Source organism: Litchfieldia alkalitelluris, assembly GCF_002019645.1.
GTDB classification, from domain to species: Bacteria; Bacillota; Bacilli; order Bacillales; family Bacillaceae_L; genus Litchfieldia; species Litchfieldia alkalitelluris.
In genome coordinates this window covers 4,715,189-4,733,853 of the sequence record NZ_KV917374.1, presented here as the reverse complement: position 1 = coordinate 4,733,853, position 18,665 = coordinate 4,715,189, and the positions used below count along the sequence as shown (strand labels likewise).

Genomic DNA, 18,665 nt, shown 5'->3' with positions numbered 1-18,665 from the left:
CGGGGAGGTTTGGCACCTCGATGTCGGCTCATCGCATCCTGGGGCTGTAGTCGGTCCCAAGGGTTGGGCTGTTCGCCCATTAAAGCGGTACGCGAGCTGGGTTCAGAACGTCGTGAGACAGTTCGGTCCCTATCCGTCGTGGGCGTAGGAAATTTGAGAGGAGCTGTCCTTAGTACGAGAGGACCGGGATGGACACACCGCTGGTGTACCAGTTGTTCTGCCAAGGGCATCGCTGGGTAGCTATGTGTGGACGGGATAAGTGCTGAAAGCATCTAAGCATGAAGCCCCCCTCAAGATGAGATTTCCCATAGCGCAAGCTAGTAAGATCCCTCGAAGATGACGAGGTTGATAGGTCAGAGGTGGAAGCGCGGTGACGTGTGTAGCTGACTGATACTAATCGATCGAGGACTTAACCAAAAATTAATGAATGTATGAACGTTATCTAGTTTTGAAGGAATGAATTCCCTATTGAATATCTTCATGAAAGATTGTAAGATAGGAAATGTTCTTCAAAACAAGTCTAGTGATGATGGCGAAGAGGTCACACCCGTTCCCATACCGAACACGGAAGTTAAGCTCTTCAGCGCCGATGGTAGTTGGGGGACTCCCCCTGTGAGAGTAGGACGTCGCTAGGCTTACCATATTTTACAACTTCGCAGAAGTTGACATTGAGAAATGCATATGGTAAGATGGTTATTGTCTCGTAAGAAACAAGTAATCTCCTAAAGATTGCTTTTTATTTTCTAAGTTAACTTCACAGAAGTTGACAAAGAAGAAGTATCATGATACAATGATTAAGTTAACTCGTTTGATCTAACAAAAGTTTTTGTTGGTGAAAAACATGTTGACATTAATAATTTAAAGTGGTAACTTAATAAAGTTGTTTTTAAAAAAGTTCTTTGAAAACTGAACACAATAAACAAGCGTCAACGTTTAATCTAGTTTTAAATTTTTATTTGAGCAATCAAATATCTCTTATTGGAGAGTTTGATCCTGGCTCAGGATGAACGCTGGCGGCGTGCCTAATACATGCAAGTCGAGCGGATTAAAGGAAGCTTGCTTCCTTTAATTAGCGGCGGACGGGTGAGTAACACGTGGGCAACCTGCCTGTAAGACTGGGATAACTTCGGGAAACCGGAGCTAATACCGGATAATATAAAGAACCTCATGGTTCTCTATTAAAAGATGGTTTCGGCTATCACTTACAGATGGGCCCGCGGCGCATTAGCTAGTTGGTGAGGTAACGGCTCACCAAGGCAACGATGCGTAGCCGACCTGAGAGGGTGATCGGCCACACTGGGACTGAGACACGGCCCAGACTCCTACGGGAGGCAGCAGTAGGGAATCTTCCGCAATGGACGAAAGTCTGACGGAGCAACGCCGCGTGAACGATGAAGGCCTTCGGGTCGTAAAGTTCTGTTGTTAAGGAAGAACAAGTACGAGAGTAACTGCTCGTACCTTGACGGTACTTAACCAGAAAGCCACGGCTAACTACGTGCCAGCAGCCGCGGTAATACGTAGGTGGCAAGCGTTATCCGGAATTATTGGGCGTAAAGCGCTCGCAGGCGGTCTTTTAAGTCTGATGTGAAAGCCCCCGGCTCAACCGGGGAGGGTCATTGGAAACTGGGAGACTTGAGTGCAGAAGAGGAGAGTGGAATTCCACGTGTAGCGGTGAAATGCGTAGAGATGTGGAGGAACACCAGTGGCGAAGGCGACTCTCTGGTCTGTAACTGACGCTGAGGAGCGAAAGCGTGGGGAGCGAACAGGATTAGATACCCTGGTAGTCCACGCCGTAAACGATGAGTGCTAAGTGTTAGGGGGTTTCCGCCCCTTAGTGCTGCAGCAAACGCATTAAGCACTCCGCCTGGGGAGTACGGTCGCAAGACTGAAACTCAAAGGAATTGACGGGGGCCCGCACAAGCGGTGGAGCATGTGGTTTAATTCGAAGCAACGCGAAGAACCTTACCAGGTCTTGACATCCCTATGACCGCTCTAGAGATAGAGTTTTCCCTTCGGGGACAAAGGTGACAGGTGGTGCATGGTTGTCGTCAGCTCGTGTCGTGAGATGTTGGGTTAAGTCCCGCAACGAGCGCAACCCTTGATCTTAGTTGCCAGCATTCAGTTGGGCACTCTAAGGTGACTGCCGGTGACAAACCGGAGGAAGGTGGGGATGACGTCAAATCATCATGCCCCTTATGACCTGGGCTACACACGTGCTACAATGGATGGTACAAAGGGCAGCAAAACCGCGAGGTTAAGCGAATCCCATAAAACCATTCTCAGTTCGGATTGCAGGCTGCAACTCGCCTGCATGAAGCTGGAATCGCTAGTAATCGCGGATCAGCATGCCGCGGTGAATACGTTCCCGGGCCTTGTACACACCGCCCGTCACACCACGAGAGTTTGTAACACCCGAAGTCGGTGGGGTAACCTAAGATGAAACTTGTTTCATCTAGGAGCCAGCCGCCTAAGGTGGGACAGATGATTGGGGTGAAGTCGTAACAAGGTAGCCGTATCGGAAGGTGCGGCTGGATCACCTCCTTTCTAAGGAAACTGAATCTCTTATGAGATTCATAAAAAGACGCTTGATTTATTGTGGTCAGTTTTGAAGGAACTTTCCTTCTATTAGAATTCGTACCTTGAAAACTAGATAACGTAACAAGACATTCATTAAGAATTAAAACCAAAGTAATAAACTGTAAAGTTTTTACGACTTTAACTTAGGTTAAGTTAGTAAGGGCGCACGGTGGATGCCTTGGCACTAGGAGCCGATGAAGGACGGGACTAACACCGATATGCTTCGGGGAGCTGTAAGTAAGCTTTGATCCGAAGATTTCCGAATGGGGAAACCCACTGCTCGTAATGGAGTAGTATCTCTACCTGAATTCATAGGGTAGTTGAAGGTAAACCCGGGGAACTGAAACATCTAAGTACCCGGAGGAAGAGAAAGCAAACGCGATTTCCTGAGTAGCGGCGAGCGAAACGGAAAATAGCCCAAACCAAGAGGCTTGCCTCTTGGGGTTGTAGGACACTCTGTACGGAGTTACAAAAGAACGAGGTAGATGAAGTGATCTGGAAAGGTCAGCCACAGAAGGTAACAGCCCTGTAGTCGAAACTTCGTTCTCTCTAGAGTGGATCCTGAGTACGGCGGGACACGAGAAATCCCGTCGGAAGCAGGGAGGACCATCTCCCAAGGCTAAATACTCCCTAGTGACCGATAGTGAACCAGTACCGTGAGGGAAAGGTGAAAAGCACCCCGGAAGGGGAGTGAAAGAGATCCTGAAACCGTGTGCCTACAAGTAGTCAGAGCCCTATGATTTTTCCTTCGGAAAATATCAGGGTGATGGCGTGCCTTTTGTAGAATGAACCGGCGAGTTACGATCACGTGCAAGGTTAAGTTGATAAGACGGAGCCGCAGCGAAAGCGAGTCTTAAATAGGGCGCATGAGTACGTGGTTGTAGACCCGAAACCAGGTGATCTACCCATGTCCAGGGTGAAGTTCAGGTAACACTGAATGGAGGCCCGAACCCACGCACGTTGAAAAGTGCGGGGATGAGGTGTGGGTAGCGGAGAAATTCCAATCGAACTTGGAGATAGCTGGTTCTCTCCGAAATAGCTTTAGGGCTAGCCTTGAATTTAGAGTCTTGGAGGTAGAGCACTGATTGGACTAGGGGCCCCCAACGGGTTACCGAATTCAGTCAAACTCCGAATGCCAAAGACTTATATTCAGGAGTCAGACTGCGAGTGATAAGATCCGTAGTCAAGAGGGAAACAGCCCAGACCACCAGCTAAGGTCCCAAAGTATACGTTAAGTGGAAAAGGATGTGGAGTTGCCCAGACAACCAGGATGTTGGCTTAGAAGCAGCCACCATTTAAAGAGTGCGTAATAGCTCACTGGTCGAGTGACTCTGCGCCGAAAATGTACCGGGGCTAAACGTATCACCGAAGCTGTGGATTGTTCTTTTAGAACAATGGTAGGAGAGCGTTCTAAGTGCAGTGAAGTCAGACCGGAAGGACTGGTGGAGCGCTTAGAAGTGAGAATGCCGGTATGAGTAGCGAAAGAGGGGTGAGAATCCCCTCCACCGTATGCCTAAGGTTTCCTGAGGAAGGCTCGTCCGCTCAGGGTAAGTCGGGACCTAAGCCGAGGCCGAAAGGCGTAGGCGATGGACAACAGGTTGAAATTCCTGTACCACCTCCTCACCGTTTGAGCAATGGGGGGACGCAGAAGGATAGGGTAAGCGCGCTGTTGGATATGCGCGTCCAAGCAGTAAGGCTGATTCGTAGGCAAATCCGCGAATCGTTAAGGCTGAGCTGTGATGGCGAGGGAAATAAAGTACCGAAGTTCCTGATTTCACACTGCCAAGAAAAGCCTCTAGCGAGGTGAGAGGTGCCCGTACCGCAAACCGACACAGGTAGGCGAGGAGAGAATCCTAAGGTGTTCGAGAGAACTCTCGTTAAGGAACTCGGCAAAATGACCCCGTAACTTCGGGAGAAGGGGTGCTTATTAGGGTGAATAGCCCTGATAAGCCGCAGTGAATAGGCCCAGGCGACTGTTTAGCAAAAACACAGGTCTCTGCGAAGCCGCAAGGCGAAGTATAGGGGCTGACACCTGCCCGGTGCTGGAAGGTTAAGAGGAGAGGTTATCGCAAGAGAAGCTTTGAATCGAAGCCCCAGTAAACGGCGGCCGTAACTATAACGGTCCTAAGGTAGCGAAATTCCTTGTCGGGTAAGTTCCGACCCGCACGAAAGGTGTAACGATCTGGGCACTGTCTCAACGAGAGACTCGGTGAAATTATAGTACCTGTGAAGATGCAGGTTACCCGCGACAGGACGGAAAGACCCCGTGGAGCTTTACTGTAGCCTGATATTGAATTTTGGTACAGCTTGTACAGGATAGGTAGGAGCCTTAGAAGCCGGAGCGCCAGCTTCGGTGGAGGCGTCGGTGGGATACTACCCTGGCTGTATTGAAATTCTAACCCACATGCCTAAATCGGCATGGGAGACAGTGTCAGGTGGGCAGTTTGACTGGGGCGGTCGCCTCCTAAAATGTAACGGAGGCGCCCAAAGGTTCCCTCAGAATGGTTGGAAATCATTCGTAGAGTGTAAAGGCACAAGGGAGCTTGACTGCGAGACCTACAAGTCGAGCAGGGACGAAAGTCGGGCTTAGTGATCCGGTGGTTCCGCATGGAAGGGCCATCGCTCAACGGATAAAAGCTACCCCGGGGATAACAGGCTTATCTCCCCCAAGAGTCCACATCGACGGGGAGGTTTGGCACCTCGATGTCGGCTCATCGCATCCTGGGGCTGTAGTCGGTCCCAAGGGTTGGGCTGTTCGCCCATTAAAGCGGTACGCGAGCTGGGTTCAGAACGTCGTGAGACAGTTCGGTCCCTATCCGTCGTGGGCGTAGGAAATTTGAGAGGAGCTGTCCTTAGTACGAGAGGACCGGGATGGACACACCGCTGGTGTACCAGTTGTTCTGCCAAGGGCATCGCTGGGTAGCTATGTGTGGACGGGATAAGTGCTGAAAGCATCTAAGCATGAAGCCCCCCTCAAGATGAGATTTCCCATAGCGCAAGCTAGTAAGATCCCTCGAAGATGACGAGGTTGATAGGTCAGAGGTGGAAGCGCGGTGACGTGTGTAGCTGACTGATACTAATCGATCGAGGACTTAACCAAAAATTAATGAATGTATGAACGTTATCTAGTTTTGAAGGTGCGAACCTTCATAAGTCTAGTGATGATGGCGAAGAGGTCACACCCGTTCCCATACCGAACACGGAAGTTAAGCTCTTCAGCGCCGATGGTAGTTGGGGGATTCCCCCTGTGAGAGTAGGACGTCGCTAGGCATTTAGGAAAGATTCATTCATTGAATGGGTCTTTTTTTCTTATTTAAAACCGTAAGGTTTATACTAGAATAATGAGTACGAATAGAAAAGGAATACATACTACAAGTAATAATATGGTCGGGTTTCGAGGAACGAGGAGATCAAAGAAGCAAGCGAGTGAAAAGCGGAGGGTATGATAAGCCTTAGCATTTGAGTGAGTGTAGTCTGACGCAGAGATCCGAAGGGCATTGGAAGGCGGCCTATCGAATACGGAAGTTAAGCCTGGTTCGCCGATGGTAGTTGGGGGATTCCCCTTGTGAGAGTAGGACGTCGCTAGGCACTGAAGGTTGAATGGGGTCTTTTTTGGTTTCTTTCTAGAGGAATGGGTTAAGTTTTAAAAGGAATTCCTAGTACATCTATAAGAGTCAGGTTTAGATGAGAAAGTTTGCAAATAAGCGGAAGGTACAAAAGACTAGCATTTGAATGAGTTGGATTCTGACAGTTTTTAGATTTTAAAAGGTAGTTTCTACAAATCCATTAATTTATAAAAACTAGAGCACCATTAAAATATTCATTAGGACTTGATGGGATTTTAACCCATAAGATGCTCAATCGATAACGATGTTACGATTGGCCGCTCTGTTCTTTGAGCTACAAGTCCTACTAAAAGTATGTCGAAAATTTGTTCCTTTATACTCGAAGTATTTAAAAATTAAATAAAAATAAAAAGAACCGTTGCCCTCATCTGTAGAAGAAGAAAAACGATTCTTGTGTTTGGTTTTATAAAGTTGATCTTTTTTATTTTTTGTGGTTCTAGTTCGCATATCTGCATATGCAAAGGGACTCCGGCTAAGCTCAGGATTTCTATTTCCTTCCCTTAGGTGTTTTTGGCGTAGTTTTTTTGCTTTTGATTTTCCCATAATTCTATTCTCCTTTAGGCATTTTGGTTTATAATACACAAAATATATTGTAATGAATTTTAAAAAGGATATGCTATCAAATCATAAGACATTCCTTTAAAGTAATTCTATTAAATCATATCGTACTTTTTCATTATAGCAAAGGTTGAATGAGATCTTTTATCCAATATATTTAGGTAATTATTAAAACAAAAAAGTGCTTATACTTTAAATGTATTAAGCACTTCCTTGATTACTTTTTATTATTAGCCTTTTCTTGTCTCTCTTGAGCTTTAAGAATCCCACGATATGCAAAAAACATAATGATATAACCGGCAACACTACCACTAAAGAACATAATTAAACCTGGTACATAGATAAGTATATAATACAATGCACCTAAGCTAACAAGCATGAAAATCGTAATTAGAGGGTTCATAACCATTATTAAAAAGGAATTCTTTAGTACCTGTAATAATTTAATATCAAAATGAACGAATACAGGGAAAATATAAAGAAGTACCAATAAAAATAAAAATGTAACAAGTAATAATGGAATAAATAGTGAACTAAGAATTAAATTTTCAGATGCTTGAAAAAATTTTAAATCAAAAATAAGGATAACACCAATGACAGTTAATATAAGTCCTAATAAGTTACTTTTGACAAATTCTTGCTTGTAGGATTGCCAAAAGGTTTTGAAAACAGGAACATCTGTATCCCCCATTATCCATTTTCTTAGAACAGCAAACATAGCAGCTGTCGCTGGATAAAACCCTAAAATAACTAGCCCTACTAATGTAAATGTAACCCAAAGTAAATTTACATAAGCAAATTTTGATATCCATACTGATAGTCTATAAAAACCACCCATTAAGCCGCTGTTTTCCATATAAGTCCTCCAAAATGTTGATAGATAAATTATACTAATAAAAAGTAGATTGTTAAACTAATTCATAAAATTAATAGTACTATCTAAATTTAAATTTTCCTGTAGAATGAATTTCTTATGCAAAACAAATAATATCATAGGAAAAGGTGGATAAAAAAGTCCCTTTCCTTATTGAAAGAAATCCGACATGCAAAAATGTTAATTAGTTGTGAACGTTTTTTCATTTATTTTAATAAATATATATAAAAGTATTATTTATTTTAAAAAAGGAATGTAGTATACTTAAAATATAACATTTGTTCATAACTGATTTTACAAAATTTCAAAAGTTAGGAGGTAGCTTATGAAAATTGGTGTAGTTCATTTCGGTTCCTTTACAACTGGTATCACAGAAATTATTCGTACACTAATTAATGAGAAAAACGATGATATTGTTAGTTTATATGGAATTGAATGGAATCGACAATCTGATGGGATCGAAGTTAGGGAACTACATAAGGTAGCATTAGACAAAGCTCAATATACAAGTGAAGCAATTTTAAATAGCTTCCCCGAACATAAATGGACCATTCAAAATAGTAACAAATTACAACCCTTATCAGAGTTCGATACAGTTATTGTCTTTGGCGGAAAGAACCATCAAATCGATCTACCATATCATAACATTCTATTCATCCCAGTTTCTATCTTTAATGATATTGAAGATTCTTCATATTCATTGGGTTATGATTCTGCATTAAATACAATTTACAATTCGATAGAGAAAATAAGAGACACAGCCAGTTCTCTTTTGTACGGAAGACTACGTGTCTTTCCAATACAAGTACCTGGTAACGAGTTCACACCACTTATAGAGGATACAGCACTTGCTGTGAATTCTCCTTTTGTAAAAAAGGTCGATGAACAAGCAATATCCAACATAAAAGAAGCTATTCTAGAAAAAAATAGCCGTAATGAAACGTACATGTTTATCATTATGGATTATTCAATTGATCATCAAAGCTTAGAGAAGAGTATTTCGAAAGATTTATTGATTGACTGGAAGGTAATGAGCATTAGCGAATCTCAATGTGTAGGACCTTATCCTACCGCAAGAGACCAAGTTTCCATGCGAAAGGTAAGTCAAACGTTACTTGAATTAATTAGAAATGGGATTGAGCCTGGACAATTAAACTTTCAAGGTAACAAGTTATTCTTTAAAAAAAATAACCTAATCGGGGGTAATGTTAATGTCAATTAGTGAAGCAGTAAATTTAGAACAATTAGCAATCCATTCAATTCGAACTCTATCAATCGATGCGATTGAAAAATCAAACTCTGGTCATCCGGGGATGCCGATGGGTGCAGCGCCAATGGCATATACACTATGGTCAAAATTTATGAATCATAACCCAAGTAATCCAGATTGGTTCAACCGCGATCGTTTTGTTCTATCGGCAGGTCATGGGTCAATGTTGTTATATAGCTTATTACATTTGTCTGGATATGATCTTTCTATTGAAGATATTAAGGAATTCCGTCAATGGGGTAGTAAAACACCAGGACATCCAGAATATGGTCATACACCAGGTGTTGATGCAACAACAGGTCCATTAGGACAAGGTGTGGCAATGGCTGTCGGTATGGCAATGGCAGAAAGACATTTAGCATCTGTATATAATAAAGAAAATTTCGATGTAGTTGACCATTTTACTTACAGTATTTGTGGTGATGGAGATTTAATGGAAGGTGTTTCTGCTGAGGCAGCATCACTTGCTGGTCACTTACAATTAGGGAAATTAGTTGTATTGTATGATTCAAATGACATCTCATTAGATGGAGATTTAGACCGTTCTTTCTCAGAGTCTGTTGAACAACGTTTTAAATCATACAAATGGCAATATATCCGGGTAGAAGACGGAAATGATGTAAATGAAATTGCAAAAGCAATTGAAGAAGCAAAAACAGACCTAACAAGACCAACTCTAATAGAAGTTAAAACAACAATCGGATTTGGTTCTCCAAATTTTGCTGGAACTTCTGATGTACATGGTGCTCCACTTGGTATTGAAGAAACAAAGTTGACTAAAGCAGCATACAAATGGGAATTTGAAGAAGCGTTCCACGTACCAAATGAAGTGTACTCACATTTTAATGAAGTGATTAAAACTCCAGGTGAGCAAAAGGATGCAGAATGGAATACATTGTTTTCTTCATATAAAGAGCAATACCCAGAACTAGGAAAGCAACTAGAAGCTGCGATTGCTGGAAACTTACCAGAAGGTTGGGAAGGAAGCCTACCAGTTTATGAAGAAGGTAAGAGTCTTGCAACTCGTGCATCTTCAGGTGAAGCTTTAAATGCAGTAGCAGGAAGTGTTCCGCAATTCTTTGGAGGATCTGCTGACCTTGCTGGATCAAACAAAACTATGATCAAAGGTGGAAACGACTTTACTCCTGCTGATTATAGTGGAAGAAACATCTGGTTTGGTGTACGTGAATTCGCGATGGGTGCTGCATTAAACGGGATGGCATTACATGGTGGTGTGAAAGTATTTGGTGGAACGTTCTTTGTATTCTCCGACTACCTTCGCCCAGCAATTCGTCTTGCAGCGTTAATGAAGTTACCAGTTACTTATGTATTTACACATGATAGTATTGCGGTTGGTGAAGATGGACCAACACATGAACCAATTGAGCAATTACCATCATTACGTACGATGCCTGGATTATCAGTTGTTCGTCCAGCTGATGGAAACGAAACTGCTGCTGCATGGAGAACAGCTATTGAATCAACCGATACTCCAACAGTGCTAGTGTTAACTCGTCAAAACTTACCAACGCTTCCTGGTACTGATAAAAATGCATATGAAGGTGTTAAAAAGGGAGCATATGTTGTTTCTCCAGCATCTTCTGAGCAACCAGATGCATTAATTTTAGCGACAGGATCTGAAGTTAGCTTAGCAGTTGAAGCACAAAAAGCATTAGCATCGGAAAATATCCAAGTTTCTGTTGTAAGTATGCCTTCTTGGGATCGCTTTGAAAAACAATCAAAAGAATACAAAGAATCAGTGATTCCAAAGTCAGTTAAAAAGCGTTTAGGAATCGAAATGGCTTCTTCATTAGGCTGGGAGCGTTACACTGGTGATAAAGGTGATGTTCTTGCTATTAACCAATTTGGTGCTTCTGCTCCAGGTGAAAAGATCATGGCTGAATATGGCTTTACTGTAGAAAATGTAGTTTCACGTGTAAAAAACTTAATTAATCAATAAAAATAATGGAGTTAGCTCAGCAATGATTTACTATCAGATAGCAATAGTGTTTTACCACTACTGTGATCTAATTAGTTCAAACGATGTTTGAGCTAACTTCTTTTTTGAATAATAGCCAATAGAATAAATGGGTGTTGTTACATGGAAAACGAAAAGTTAAATAAAATGGTAGAAGCTGCAAGATTATATTATCAGTTAGATTACAGCCAGCAGGATATTGCAAAAAAACTAGATGTGTCAAGGCCAACTGTTTCACGATTGCTTAAACAAGCTAAAGAACTAGGAGTTGTTGAAATTAAGATAAATAACCCTGTAGAGAATGGAGAGTTATTATCGGAGCAGCTTAAAACAAAGTATCAATTAAAGGATGCCTTTGTCACATCTGTACCAGAATTTGATAACGAAATCGTAAAAAAATATCTTGGTGAGGCAGCTTCGACATACCTATATCATGTTATAAATGAAGGCGATATTGTTGCGACTTCATGGGGGACAACCATGTATGAAGTCGCCAAGCATCTAAAGCCGAAATATATTAATGGAGCGCAAATAGTCCAATTAAATGGTGGGGTTAGTCATTCTGAAACGAAAACCTATGCTTCTGAGATCATTCATTTATTTGGAGAGGCCTTCAATACACCTACATTCTTATTGCCATTACCTGCGATCGTTGATCATATTGTCGTAAAACAAGCAATTGAAGCTGACCGTCATATTAATAAGATTTTAGAAAAAGGTAGAGAAGCCAACATAGCTGTATTTAGTGTGGGGATACCTGGAGTGGAGTCAGTATTACTTCAAGCAGAGTATTTTTCAAATAATGATCGAGAATTAATTCACTCAAAAGCAGTTGGAGAGATTTGCTCTAGATTTTTTGATAAAGATGGACATATTTGTATAGAGGGCTTAAATGAAAGAACCATTGGAATTGCACTAGAAGAACTGGCAAAAAAGGAGAAATCAATCCTTGTTGCTGGTGGCCCTAAAAAAGTAGATGCGATCCATGGTGCCTTGAGTGGGAACTATGCAAATATACTAATCACAGATGAGTTAACTGCAAAAATGTTACTAGAATTATAGTGTTTATTCATAAGAAGTCTGAAAAGGATAGCGATATGAAATTGTTAGAACACTTAAGTCTTGTACTGGTGTTTGTGAAAAGTGAAAGTGATAAAAAAAAACTGGTCACATCTAAGTGACCAGTTTTTTTGTGTTATAGGCATTAAGATAATTAGTTTCGCACCATGAAGAATGAAAATGTTTTGTGATCTTAAAAAGAGTTCAGGCTACGCAACTATGTAATCTCAAGGAGAGTAAGAAGGGAACTTAATGACTTTATTTCCTTCATTGGCTTATGATCTGTCTCAGGCTCGCGCATACGATGATTAAACCATACCGTATTCCACCCTGCCTTACTTGGACCGATAATGTCGTTAATCCAAGTATCACCGACATAAAGCACTTCATTCGCGGATAAGCTCAATTTTTGAGCAGCCAACTCAAATAATCTAGGATCAGGTTTCGCAATTCCAACTTCATCTGAGATAAAGATGCATTCGGTTGAAAAATATTGAACTAATCCAAGTGCTTTTATTTTATTCTTTTGATGTTGAACAGGTCCGTTTGTGATCAGTCCTATTTGAAATCCATTGCTCTTAAGTGAATTCAGAATTTGCGGAACATCTTTAAATAATGATATTTGTTGAAGTGCTACATCATATTCCCCTTGGAATTTCGCTGCTTGAGATCTTGATATATTGTATGAAAAGTCCTTTAATGCCGAAATTATTCTTTTAATTCTTAATTCTTCCAAACTCATCTTATTATTAGTGTAGTTAACCCAGTATATGTCACTATAATGACGAAGCTTTTTATATAATTCTGTAACTGATTGGTCTTTGGAAAAATCGGGGAAACAACGTTCCATGGTATCAGAGAAAGGCTTTTGATGGTCATGAAGGGTATCATCTAAATCGAAAAACACAGCTTTAATAGTCATAAACTCCTCCTTAATATATATCTTTATTATATCAAATTTCATTTAAGTGTTTATATAGAAATGGTAGATTATTTAGTTAATAACAAATTATCAACAAAATCAAGAAACTTATCCACAGGTTTATTCACATGTAAAGGCTTTCTTAATCGGAGTTCTACCAATGTTAAGAATACTTACCCACAGGTTATACACATATAAGAATTATCCCTGAATTTTAAAAAATAAAAAGGTGATTAATTAAACAATAGGTTGGTAATAATATTTCCATGATGTGCATGAGGAGGATGAAAATGGAAGAAAAGCAATCTAATGGTGAAGAGATACTTACGAATCGGCAAGGTCACCCCGTTACAGATAATCAAAATGTAAGAACTGTAGGAAATCGCGGACCGACAACTCTTGAAAATTATGATTTTCTTGAGAAAATAAGTCATTTTGATCGTGAAAGAATACCAGAACGTGTTGTTCATGCCCGTGGTGCAGGTGCACATGGTTACTTTGAGTCATATGGTACATATGGTGATGATCCAATTTCGAAATATACGAGAGCAAAGGTGTTTACAGAAACAGGTAAGCAAACACCTGTGTTTATTCGTTTTTCAACAGTTGTTCATGGTGGACATTCTCCGGAAACCTTAAGAGATCCTCGTGGGTTCGCTGTAAAGTTTTACACTGAGGATGGGAATTGGGATTTAGTAGGTAATAATCTAAAGGTATTTTTTATCCGGGATCCACTAAAATTTCCTGATTTAGTACATGCATTTAAGCCAGACCCTGTGACTAATCTGCAGGATGGGGAAAGAATCTTTGATTTTATTTCTCAAACTCCAGAGGCAATGCAAATGATTACATTCCTTTTCTCTCCGTGGGGGATTCCGGCAAATTATCGTCAAATGCAAGGATCTGGTGTACATGCCTACCGTTGGGTAAATGAAGAGGGGAAAGCGGTACTGGTAAAGTATCACTTTGAGCCAAAGCAAGGAATTAAAAACTTAACTCAAGGCGAGGCTGATCAGATTCAGGGTAAGAATTTTAATCATGCAACTCAAGATCTTTATGAGGCAATTGAACAAGGGAATTACCCAGAATGGGAGCTATTTGTTCAAATAATGAGTGATGATGATCATCCAGAGTTGGATTTTGATCCGCTTGATCCAACTAAGTTATGGTATAAAGAAGATTTCCCATGGGTACCAGTAGGGAAGCTCGTACTTAACAAAAATCCTAAAGATTATTTTAATGAGGTAGAGCAAGCTGCGTTTGGTACCGGGGTTCTCGTTGATGGACTTGATTTTTCTGATGACAAGTTGTTACAGGGGAGAACATTTTCATATTCAGATACTCAAAGATACCGTGTAGGGACTAACTATCTGAAGCTACCAATTAATTCTCCGAAAAAACATGTGGCAACAAATCAACGTGGTGGACAAATGGAGTATGGAGTAGATAAAGGGGAGAAACAAAATCCTCATGTTAACTATGAACCTTCAATCATTGGAGGACTAAAGGAAGCAAAACAATCAGGTAAAGATCATACACCGTATGTTGAAGGTGAAGTAAAAAGAGAAAAAATTGACCGCGAAAATAATTTTGGTCAAGCTGGTGAAACATACCGACGTTTTTCTGATTGGGAACGGGATGAGCTCATCTTAAATCTTGTTAATACACTAAAGCCATGTCGCAAGGAAATTCAAGACCAAATGGTTGAGTATTTTACAAAATGTGATGAAGAGTATGGCCGCAGAGTGAAAGAAGGTTTAGCTTCAGAACATGATCCGATGGAAACACATCGTGGACCAATCGGTTCAACAGGAACTGAAGAGGCTGTACAACAAGCAGAAGAAATGGGACATCCTTCAGATCCATATTAAGTTTGTAGGTAGGTATTAACCCCTCTAACCCAAAATAGGTAAAAGGGGTTTTTCTTATTCAGCGGGTGCAGCCTCAACGGCAATCTGGTAGGCATCCAAGATGGAGTTTTTCTCCTCAGGATCGTCAATTCCAACTAGGTATTGTTCATCCTCTTCATCTTCAATTCGCATGAGGATTGTTTCTTCGCCATCTCTTAACAATGCATATGCATCATTTTCCATATCGAATAATGCTTCAATCATGTATTCTCTTTCAACACCATTTTCATCTTCAATGGTTACAGTGTCTCTTACTTCTTCTTCTCTTTCCATGTAGCTCACCTCCAACTACTTGCTCCTTTTTAATTTTCCCATCTGAAACCATATCTTCTCTTTGTAAAAATAACCAGTAAGGTTGGAGAAATATTTTTTTAGGCAGTAAAGAAAGATAGGACTGAGAATTTTATTGGGATAAGAAATTTAGGGGAATTGTCAGTAAGAAGAATACGTAGAGAGATCATGGCATTGCTTAGAATTAATCCAAATCAGCCAAAAGTAAAGGTACCTAGGCGTTAACCAAGATACCTTGTGATCCTATCTATATAGACTAATCTGTTGCAATGTTTGAGTCATAACTTTTTGTTTCACGTCATCAATTGACTTCGTGAATTTATCTTTAGAATCCATAGAAGAATTTGAAGCTTCTTTCACTCTTTTCATCTGTTACACATCCTTCTTCCTGAGTTATTATCAGTATAAACAAGAATTGAGGGATTCATAACGACCATGAGTATGCTTTCTTCTCAGTCTATAGAATGAAGTTTATCTGCTAAATAAGTTGGAGTTATCCACTTTAAACTATTCTAAAACAGTGGCTCCTGTGATTGTTGTTTCTTCGACCTCTGTTTCTTCCTTGATACCTGTGGTTATTTTTTCGCTACTAAAACCGTTCAGTTCATTTGTGAACTCCATCCAATGAGTTAATCCGAATACAACATCCATCGCTTTTGAGAATTTTGCCATGTTGTTCACCCCTTTTTTTATATCTTTTGCATATGCTAAAAAATCTATGCATAAGGTACGAAGCTTGCAACCTTAACCAATAGATGGTTATGCTTGTAAAGTGAACAATAAGAAAATGGAGTGAAAATTGTGAAGAGAACAATTGGTTTTATTGGTAGTGGGAAGATGGCGCAGTCCATCATTCAGGGATTAATTAAGTCAGAGGTTATTTTTCCGAATAATATAATTGTCAGTGCAAAAACTGAAAGTACATTAATTGAAATGAAAAACCGCTTTGCAGTGCAAACTACACTAGATAATAAAGAGGTTTCACAAAAATCGGATATTTTATTTTTAGCAGTGAAGCCAAATTTACATCAGTTCATTTTAAATGAAATAAAGCAATACATAAATAAGGATACGATTATTATCACAATAGCTGCTGGGATTAGCATTGAAATGATTGAAGGGTTCTTCTTAGAATCTGTAAAAGTAGTACGGACGATGCCAAATACTCCTTCATTAGTTGGTGAAGGTATGACAGCTATTTGTTTTAATCAAGAGGTTAGCAAAGAAGAGGAAGCTGAAGTAGCCGAGCTTTTCAAAGGAATAGGTAAAGTGGAATTTATTGAAGAAAACATGATGAATGCAATCCCAGCGGTTAGTGGCTCATCCCCAGCTTACGTATATATGTTTATTGAAGCATTGGCTGATGGGGCTGTTTTACAAGGGATTCCTAGACAGCAAGCGTTGAATCTAGCGGCTCAGGCTGTGTTGGGTGCAGCAAAAATGGTTATGGATACTGGACTTCATCCAGCTGTTTTAAAGGATCAAGTTTGTACTCCTGGCGGTGCTACGATTGAAGCGGTAGCAACGTTAGAAAGAAATGCTTTCAGAGCGGCTATTATTGATGCAATGGAAGAATGTACTAAAAAGTCAATCTCATTATCAAAGCAGTAATTTTTGTTGAAACGCCAAAAACATTCAATTATAATCAAATTAAAGCAATATTATTTTTATAATCAGTCAAAAATAATCAAAACTGTTTATATCTATCCCTAAATGGAAAAAATTAAAAGAAGAATATTATGCGTACCGTTTGAATGAGTAGGGAGTGTTTATATATGAAACAAGTAATTACTGTCACATTAAACCCCGCAATTGATAAGACTGTCTCAGTGACGAAATTTGAAATTGGACAATTAAATCGAGTTGCATCAGAATCACATATTCAAATTGATCCAGGTGGAAAAGGAATAAATGTAGCTAAGGTATTAAGTAATTTTTCCGTGAACGTTTTGGCTTCTGGCTTTATTGCTGGAAAACAAGGGAACCAATTAATAAGCGGGTTGGAGGAAAAAGGCATTTCTCATAACTTTACAGAGGTTGCTGGTGAAACACGGACAAATCTAAAAATTATTGATATGGAAACGAAAGATCTTACTGAGTTAAATGAGCCTGGCTTTACAGTAGGTAATGAAGATGTTGATCAATTTCTTGATAAGTTAACTGCACTCTTTCCGAGCACGTCAGTATTAGTCCTTGGAGGTAGTTACCCAAAAGGTATCGATAATGATATCTATAAAAGGTTAATCGACCTTGCTAATGATCATGGAGTAAAAGTGATTTTAGATGCAGATGGTGATGCATTTAAGGAAGGCATTGAAGCAATCCCTTTTGCAGTGAAGCCAAATGTATTTGAATTGGAATTATTACTTAATAAAAAGCTTTCAACCATTAAAGAGATCCATGAAGCAGGAGTTCAGCTAATAAATAAAGGAATATCGCTTGTTGTCATATCCATGGGAAAAGACGGAGCTGTTGTAATAAAAGGTTCTGAGGCATACCAAGTGGGTTCACTCAAGATTACACCAGGAAGTACAGTAGGCGCAGGTGACTCAATGGTTGCAGCTATGGTATACAGTATCTTAAACGACTTTTCACTAGCAGAACTAGCAAGATGGGCAACTGCCGCTGGCGGAATGACAGCCTCAAAGCCGGGCACAGAGGTATGTACCTACGAAGACGTGGTCGGAGTTATTGATCAGGTGAAGATACAGTCGATTTAGTGGTGCCACTGTCACCGCCCGAAATTTGTCGAATACGTAAATGAACCACAATTTATTGAAGGATTGTGGTTTTTTGACGTTTATTTAAAGACTTTAACGCAGTTTTTGTGACTTGTTTCAGTTGTTTCTACTTGTGGTTATACCAGTCGTTTTTGGAAGGTGCTTGTTGTACTAGTCCCGCTAGGTGGGCGCGAAGTATTTATCTTTTGTGTGTAAGAAAGGGGGATAGTCTATGTGATTTGGTGGGAGTTTTAATAAATATTAAAAAGTGCTAATAAGTCTGACAAAATGGCTAATAAAATGGTCAAAACGGCTAATAAAATGGGTAAAGTGGCTAATAAAACGGTCAAATTGGTTAATAAAATGATTAAAGTCGTGAAAAGACGAATCGGGTTGCCTATAATATCCATTTTCTAGCTGCTAAAACGATGAAGTTGCGGCTAAAATGGCTGGAAATCTTTGCTGAAAGGCTATCGGCCTACTTTACTTAAGATTCGGGTGGTGCCTGTCACCGCCCGAAATTTGTCGAACCAAAACACCGTTGGAGAAGGATCTCCAACGGTGTTTTATTATGATTAATTTTTATTTAGTTTAGTATCCAACGAAGGCTGCACCAACGATGATTAACAGGATGAACAAGACAACGATTAACGCAAAGTTGTTATGCATTTCTGATAACACCTCCTTATGTGTGTTACAGTACTATCCTATGTATTGGTGTAATTTTCGGATGGGCAGTCGGCCTACTTTACATAAGATTAATGAAAATGCCGTTCCAAACATAGATTAAGTCATTCAAGTTATGCATCACTTAAATCACTACATCGTGGCCAATTAATTATTTTTTAAACTCCTAATGATTTTTTACCATTTTATGTAA

12 protein-coding genes, 4 rRNA genes and 1 other annotated feature (1 of these 17 cut by a window edge) are annotated in these 18,665 nt (G+C 40.2%); of the genes, 10 read left to right on the top strand and 6 right to left on the bottom strand.

What is annotated here, in order from left to right; all coding sequences use genetic code 11:
• Window positions 1-417: a sequence feature (mutual gap in cmsearch alignment for this rRNA model is longer than 100), on the top strand; it begins 2,002 nt to the left of the window's first position.
• A 102-nt stretch (window positions 418-519) separates the two neighbouring features.
• The 4 genes from rrf (BK579_RS22365) (at window position 520) to rrf (BK579_RS22350) (ending at window position 5,847) form a co-directional block, all read left to right on the top strand.
• Window positions 520-635: ribosomal RNA gene (rrf, locus tag BK579_RS22365) — 5S ribosomal RNA — on the top strand.
• A 340-nt stretch (window positions 636-975) separates the two neighbouring features.
• Window positions 976-2,544, top strand: a 16S ribosomal RNA gene (locus BK579_RS22360).
• Window positions 2,545-2,723: 179 nt separating this feature from the next.
• Window positions 2,724-5,677, top strand: a 23S ribosomal RNA gene (locus BK579_RS22355).
• Window positions 5,678-5,731: 54 nt separating this feature from the next.
• Window positions 5,732-5,847, top strand: a 5S ribosomal RNA gene (gene rrf, locus BK579_RS22350).
• Together the 16S, 23S and 5S rRNA genes form the textbook arrangement of a ribosomal RNA operon.
• Before the next feature lie 587 nt (window positions 5,848-6,434).
• On the opposite strand, the gene BK579_RS27140 is transcribed toward rrf (BK579_RS22350), so the two are convergent.
• Both BK579_RS27140 and BK579_RS22340 read right to left on the bottom strand, forming a co-directional pair.
• Window positions 6,435-6,746 carry a hypothetical protein gene (locus tag BK579_RS27140; protein WP_407936258.1) on the bottom strand — a complete coding sequence of 104 codons (312 nt, stop codon included), beginning with the start codon at window positions 6,744-6,746 and terminating at the stop codon, window positions 6,435-6,437.
• Window positions 6,747-6,978: 232 nt separating this feature from the next.
• Entirely contained in the window at window positions 6,979-7,617 is a 639-nt protein-coding gene (locus BK579_RS22340; protein ID WP_235848515.1) for a YesL family protein, read from the bottom strand.
• A 343-nt stretch (window positions 7,618-7,960) separates the two neighbouring features.
• Here BK579_RS22340 and BK579_RS22335 point away from each other — a divergent pair, with 343 nt between their 5' ends.
• The 3 genes from BK579_RS22335 to BK579_RS22325 all read left to right on the top strand — a co-directional run bounded on the left by BK579_RS22335 (window position 7,961) and on the right by BK579_RS22325 (window position 11,945).
• The gene (locus tag BK579_RS22335) at window positions 7,961-8,857 is read left to right on the top strand and encodes a 6-phosphofructokinase (protein WP_078549368.1); all 897 of its coding nucleotides are present in this window, start codon (window positions 7,961-7,963) and stop codon (window positions 8,855-8,857) included.
• Window positions 8,847-10,865, top strand: coding sequence for a transketolase (gene tkt / locus BK579_RS22330; RefSeq protein WP_139365144.1), 2,019 nt, complete (start codon window positions 8,847-8,849; stop codon window positions 10,863-10,865). The genes BK579_RS22335 and tkt overlap by 11 nt, the downstream gene beginning before the upstream one ends.
• Before the next feature lie 141 nt (window positions 10,866-11,006).
• Window positions 11,007-11,945 (top strand): sugar-binding transcriptional regulator, encoded by a 939-nt coding sequence (locus tag BK579_RS22325; RefSeq protein ID WP_078549364.1) that lies wholly within the window; start codon window positions 11,007-11,009, stop codon window positions 11,943-11,945.
• Window positions 11,946-12,159: 214 nt separating this feature from the next.
• On the opposite strand, the gene BK579_RS22320 is transcribed toward BK579_RS22325, so the two are convergent.
• On the bottom strand, window positions 12,160-12,864 hold the full coding sequence (locus BK579_RS22320) for an HAD family hydrolase (protein ID WP_169891230.1): 705 nt from the start codon (window positions 12,862-12,864) through the stop codon (window positions 12,160-12,162).
• A gap of 290 nt (window positions 12,865-13,154) precedes the next feature.
• Between BK579_RS22320 and katX the strand changes: the two genes are divergently transcribed.
• Entirely contained in the window at window positions 13,155-14,735 is a 1,581-nt protein-coding gene (gene katX / locus BK579_RS22315; protein WP_235848514.1) for a catalase KatX, read from the top strand.
• Between the two features lie 54 nt (window positions 14,736-14,789).
• Here the strand turns inward: katX and BK579_RS22310 are convergent, their stop codons facing one another.
• Both BK579_RS22310 and BK579_RS25890 read right to left on the bottom strand, forming a co-directional pair.
• Window positions 14,790-15,047: a DUF1292 domain-containing protein gene (locus tag BK579_RS22310; RefSeq protein ID WP_078549360.1), complete on the bottom strand. Its 258-nt coding sequence runs from the start codon at window positions 15,045-15,047 to the stop codon at window positions 14,790-14,792.
• A 525-nt stretch (window positions 15,048-15,572) separates the two neighbouring features.
• A complete protein-coding gene (locus BK579_RS25890) occupies window positions 15,573-15,737 on the bottom strand; it encodes a hypothetical protein (RefSeq protein ID WP_169891229.1) in 165 nt (54 codons plus the stop codon).
• Between the two features lie 129 nt (window positions 15,738-15,866).
• On the opposite strand from BK579_RS25890, the gene proC reads away from it, so the two are divergent.
• Window positions 15,867-16,676: a pyrroline-5-carboxylate reductase gene (gene proC, locus BK579_RS22305; protein WP_078549358.1), complete on the top strand. Its 810-nt coding sequence runs from the start codon at window positions 15,867-15,869 to the stop codon at window positions 16,674-16,676.
• 164 nt (window positions 16,677-16,840) lie between these two features.
• Entirely contained in the window at window positions 16,841-17,785 is a 945-nt protein-coding gene (gene pfkB, locus BK579_RS22300; protein WP_078549356.1) for a 1-phosphofructokinase, read from the top strand.
• Window positions 17,786-18,376: 591 nt separating this feature from the next.
• Here pfkB and BK579_RS22295 read toward each other — a convergent pair.
• Entirely contained in the window at window positions 18,377-18,454 is a 78-nt protein-coding gene (locus BK579_RS22295) for a YjcZ family sporulation protein (protein WP_139365223.1), read from the bottom strand.
• Window positions 18,455-18,665 lie beyond the last annotated feature (211 nt).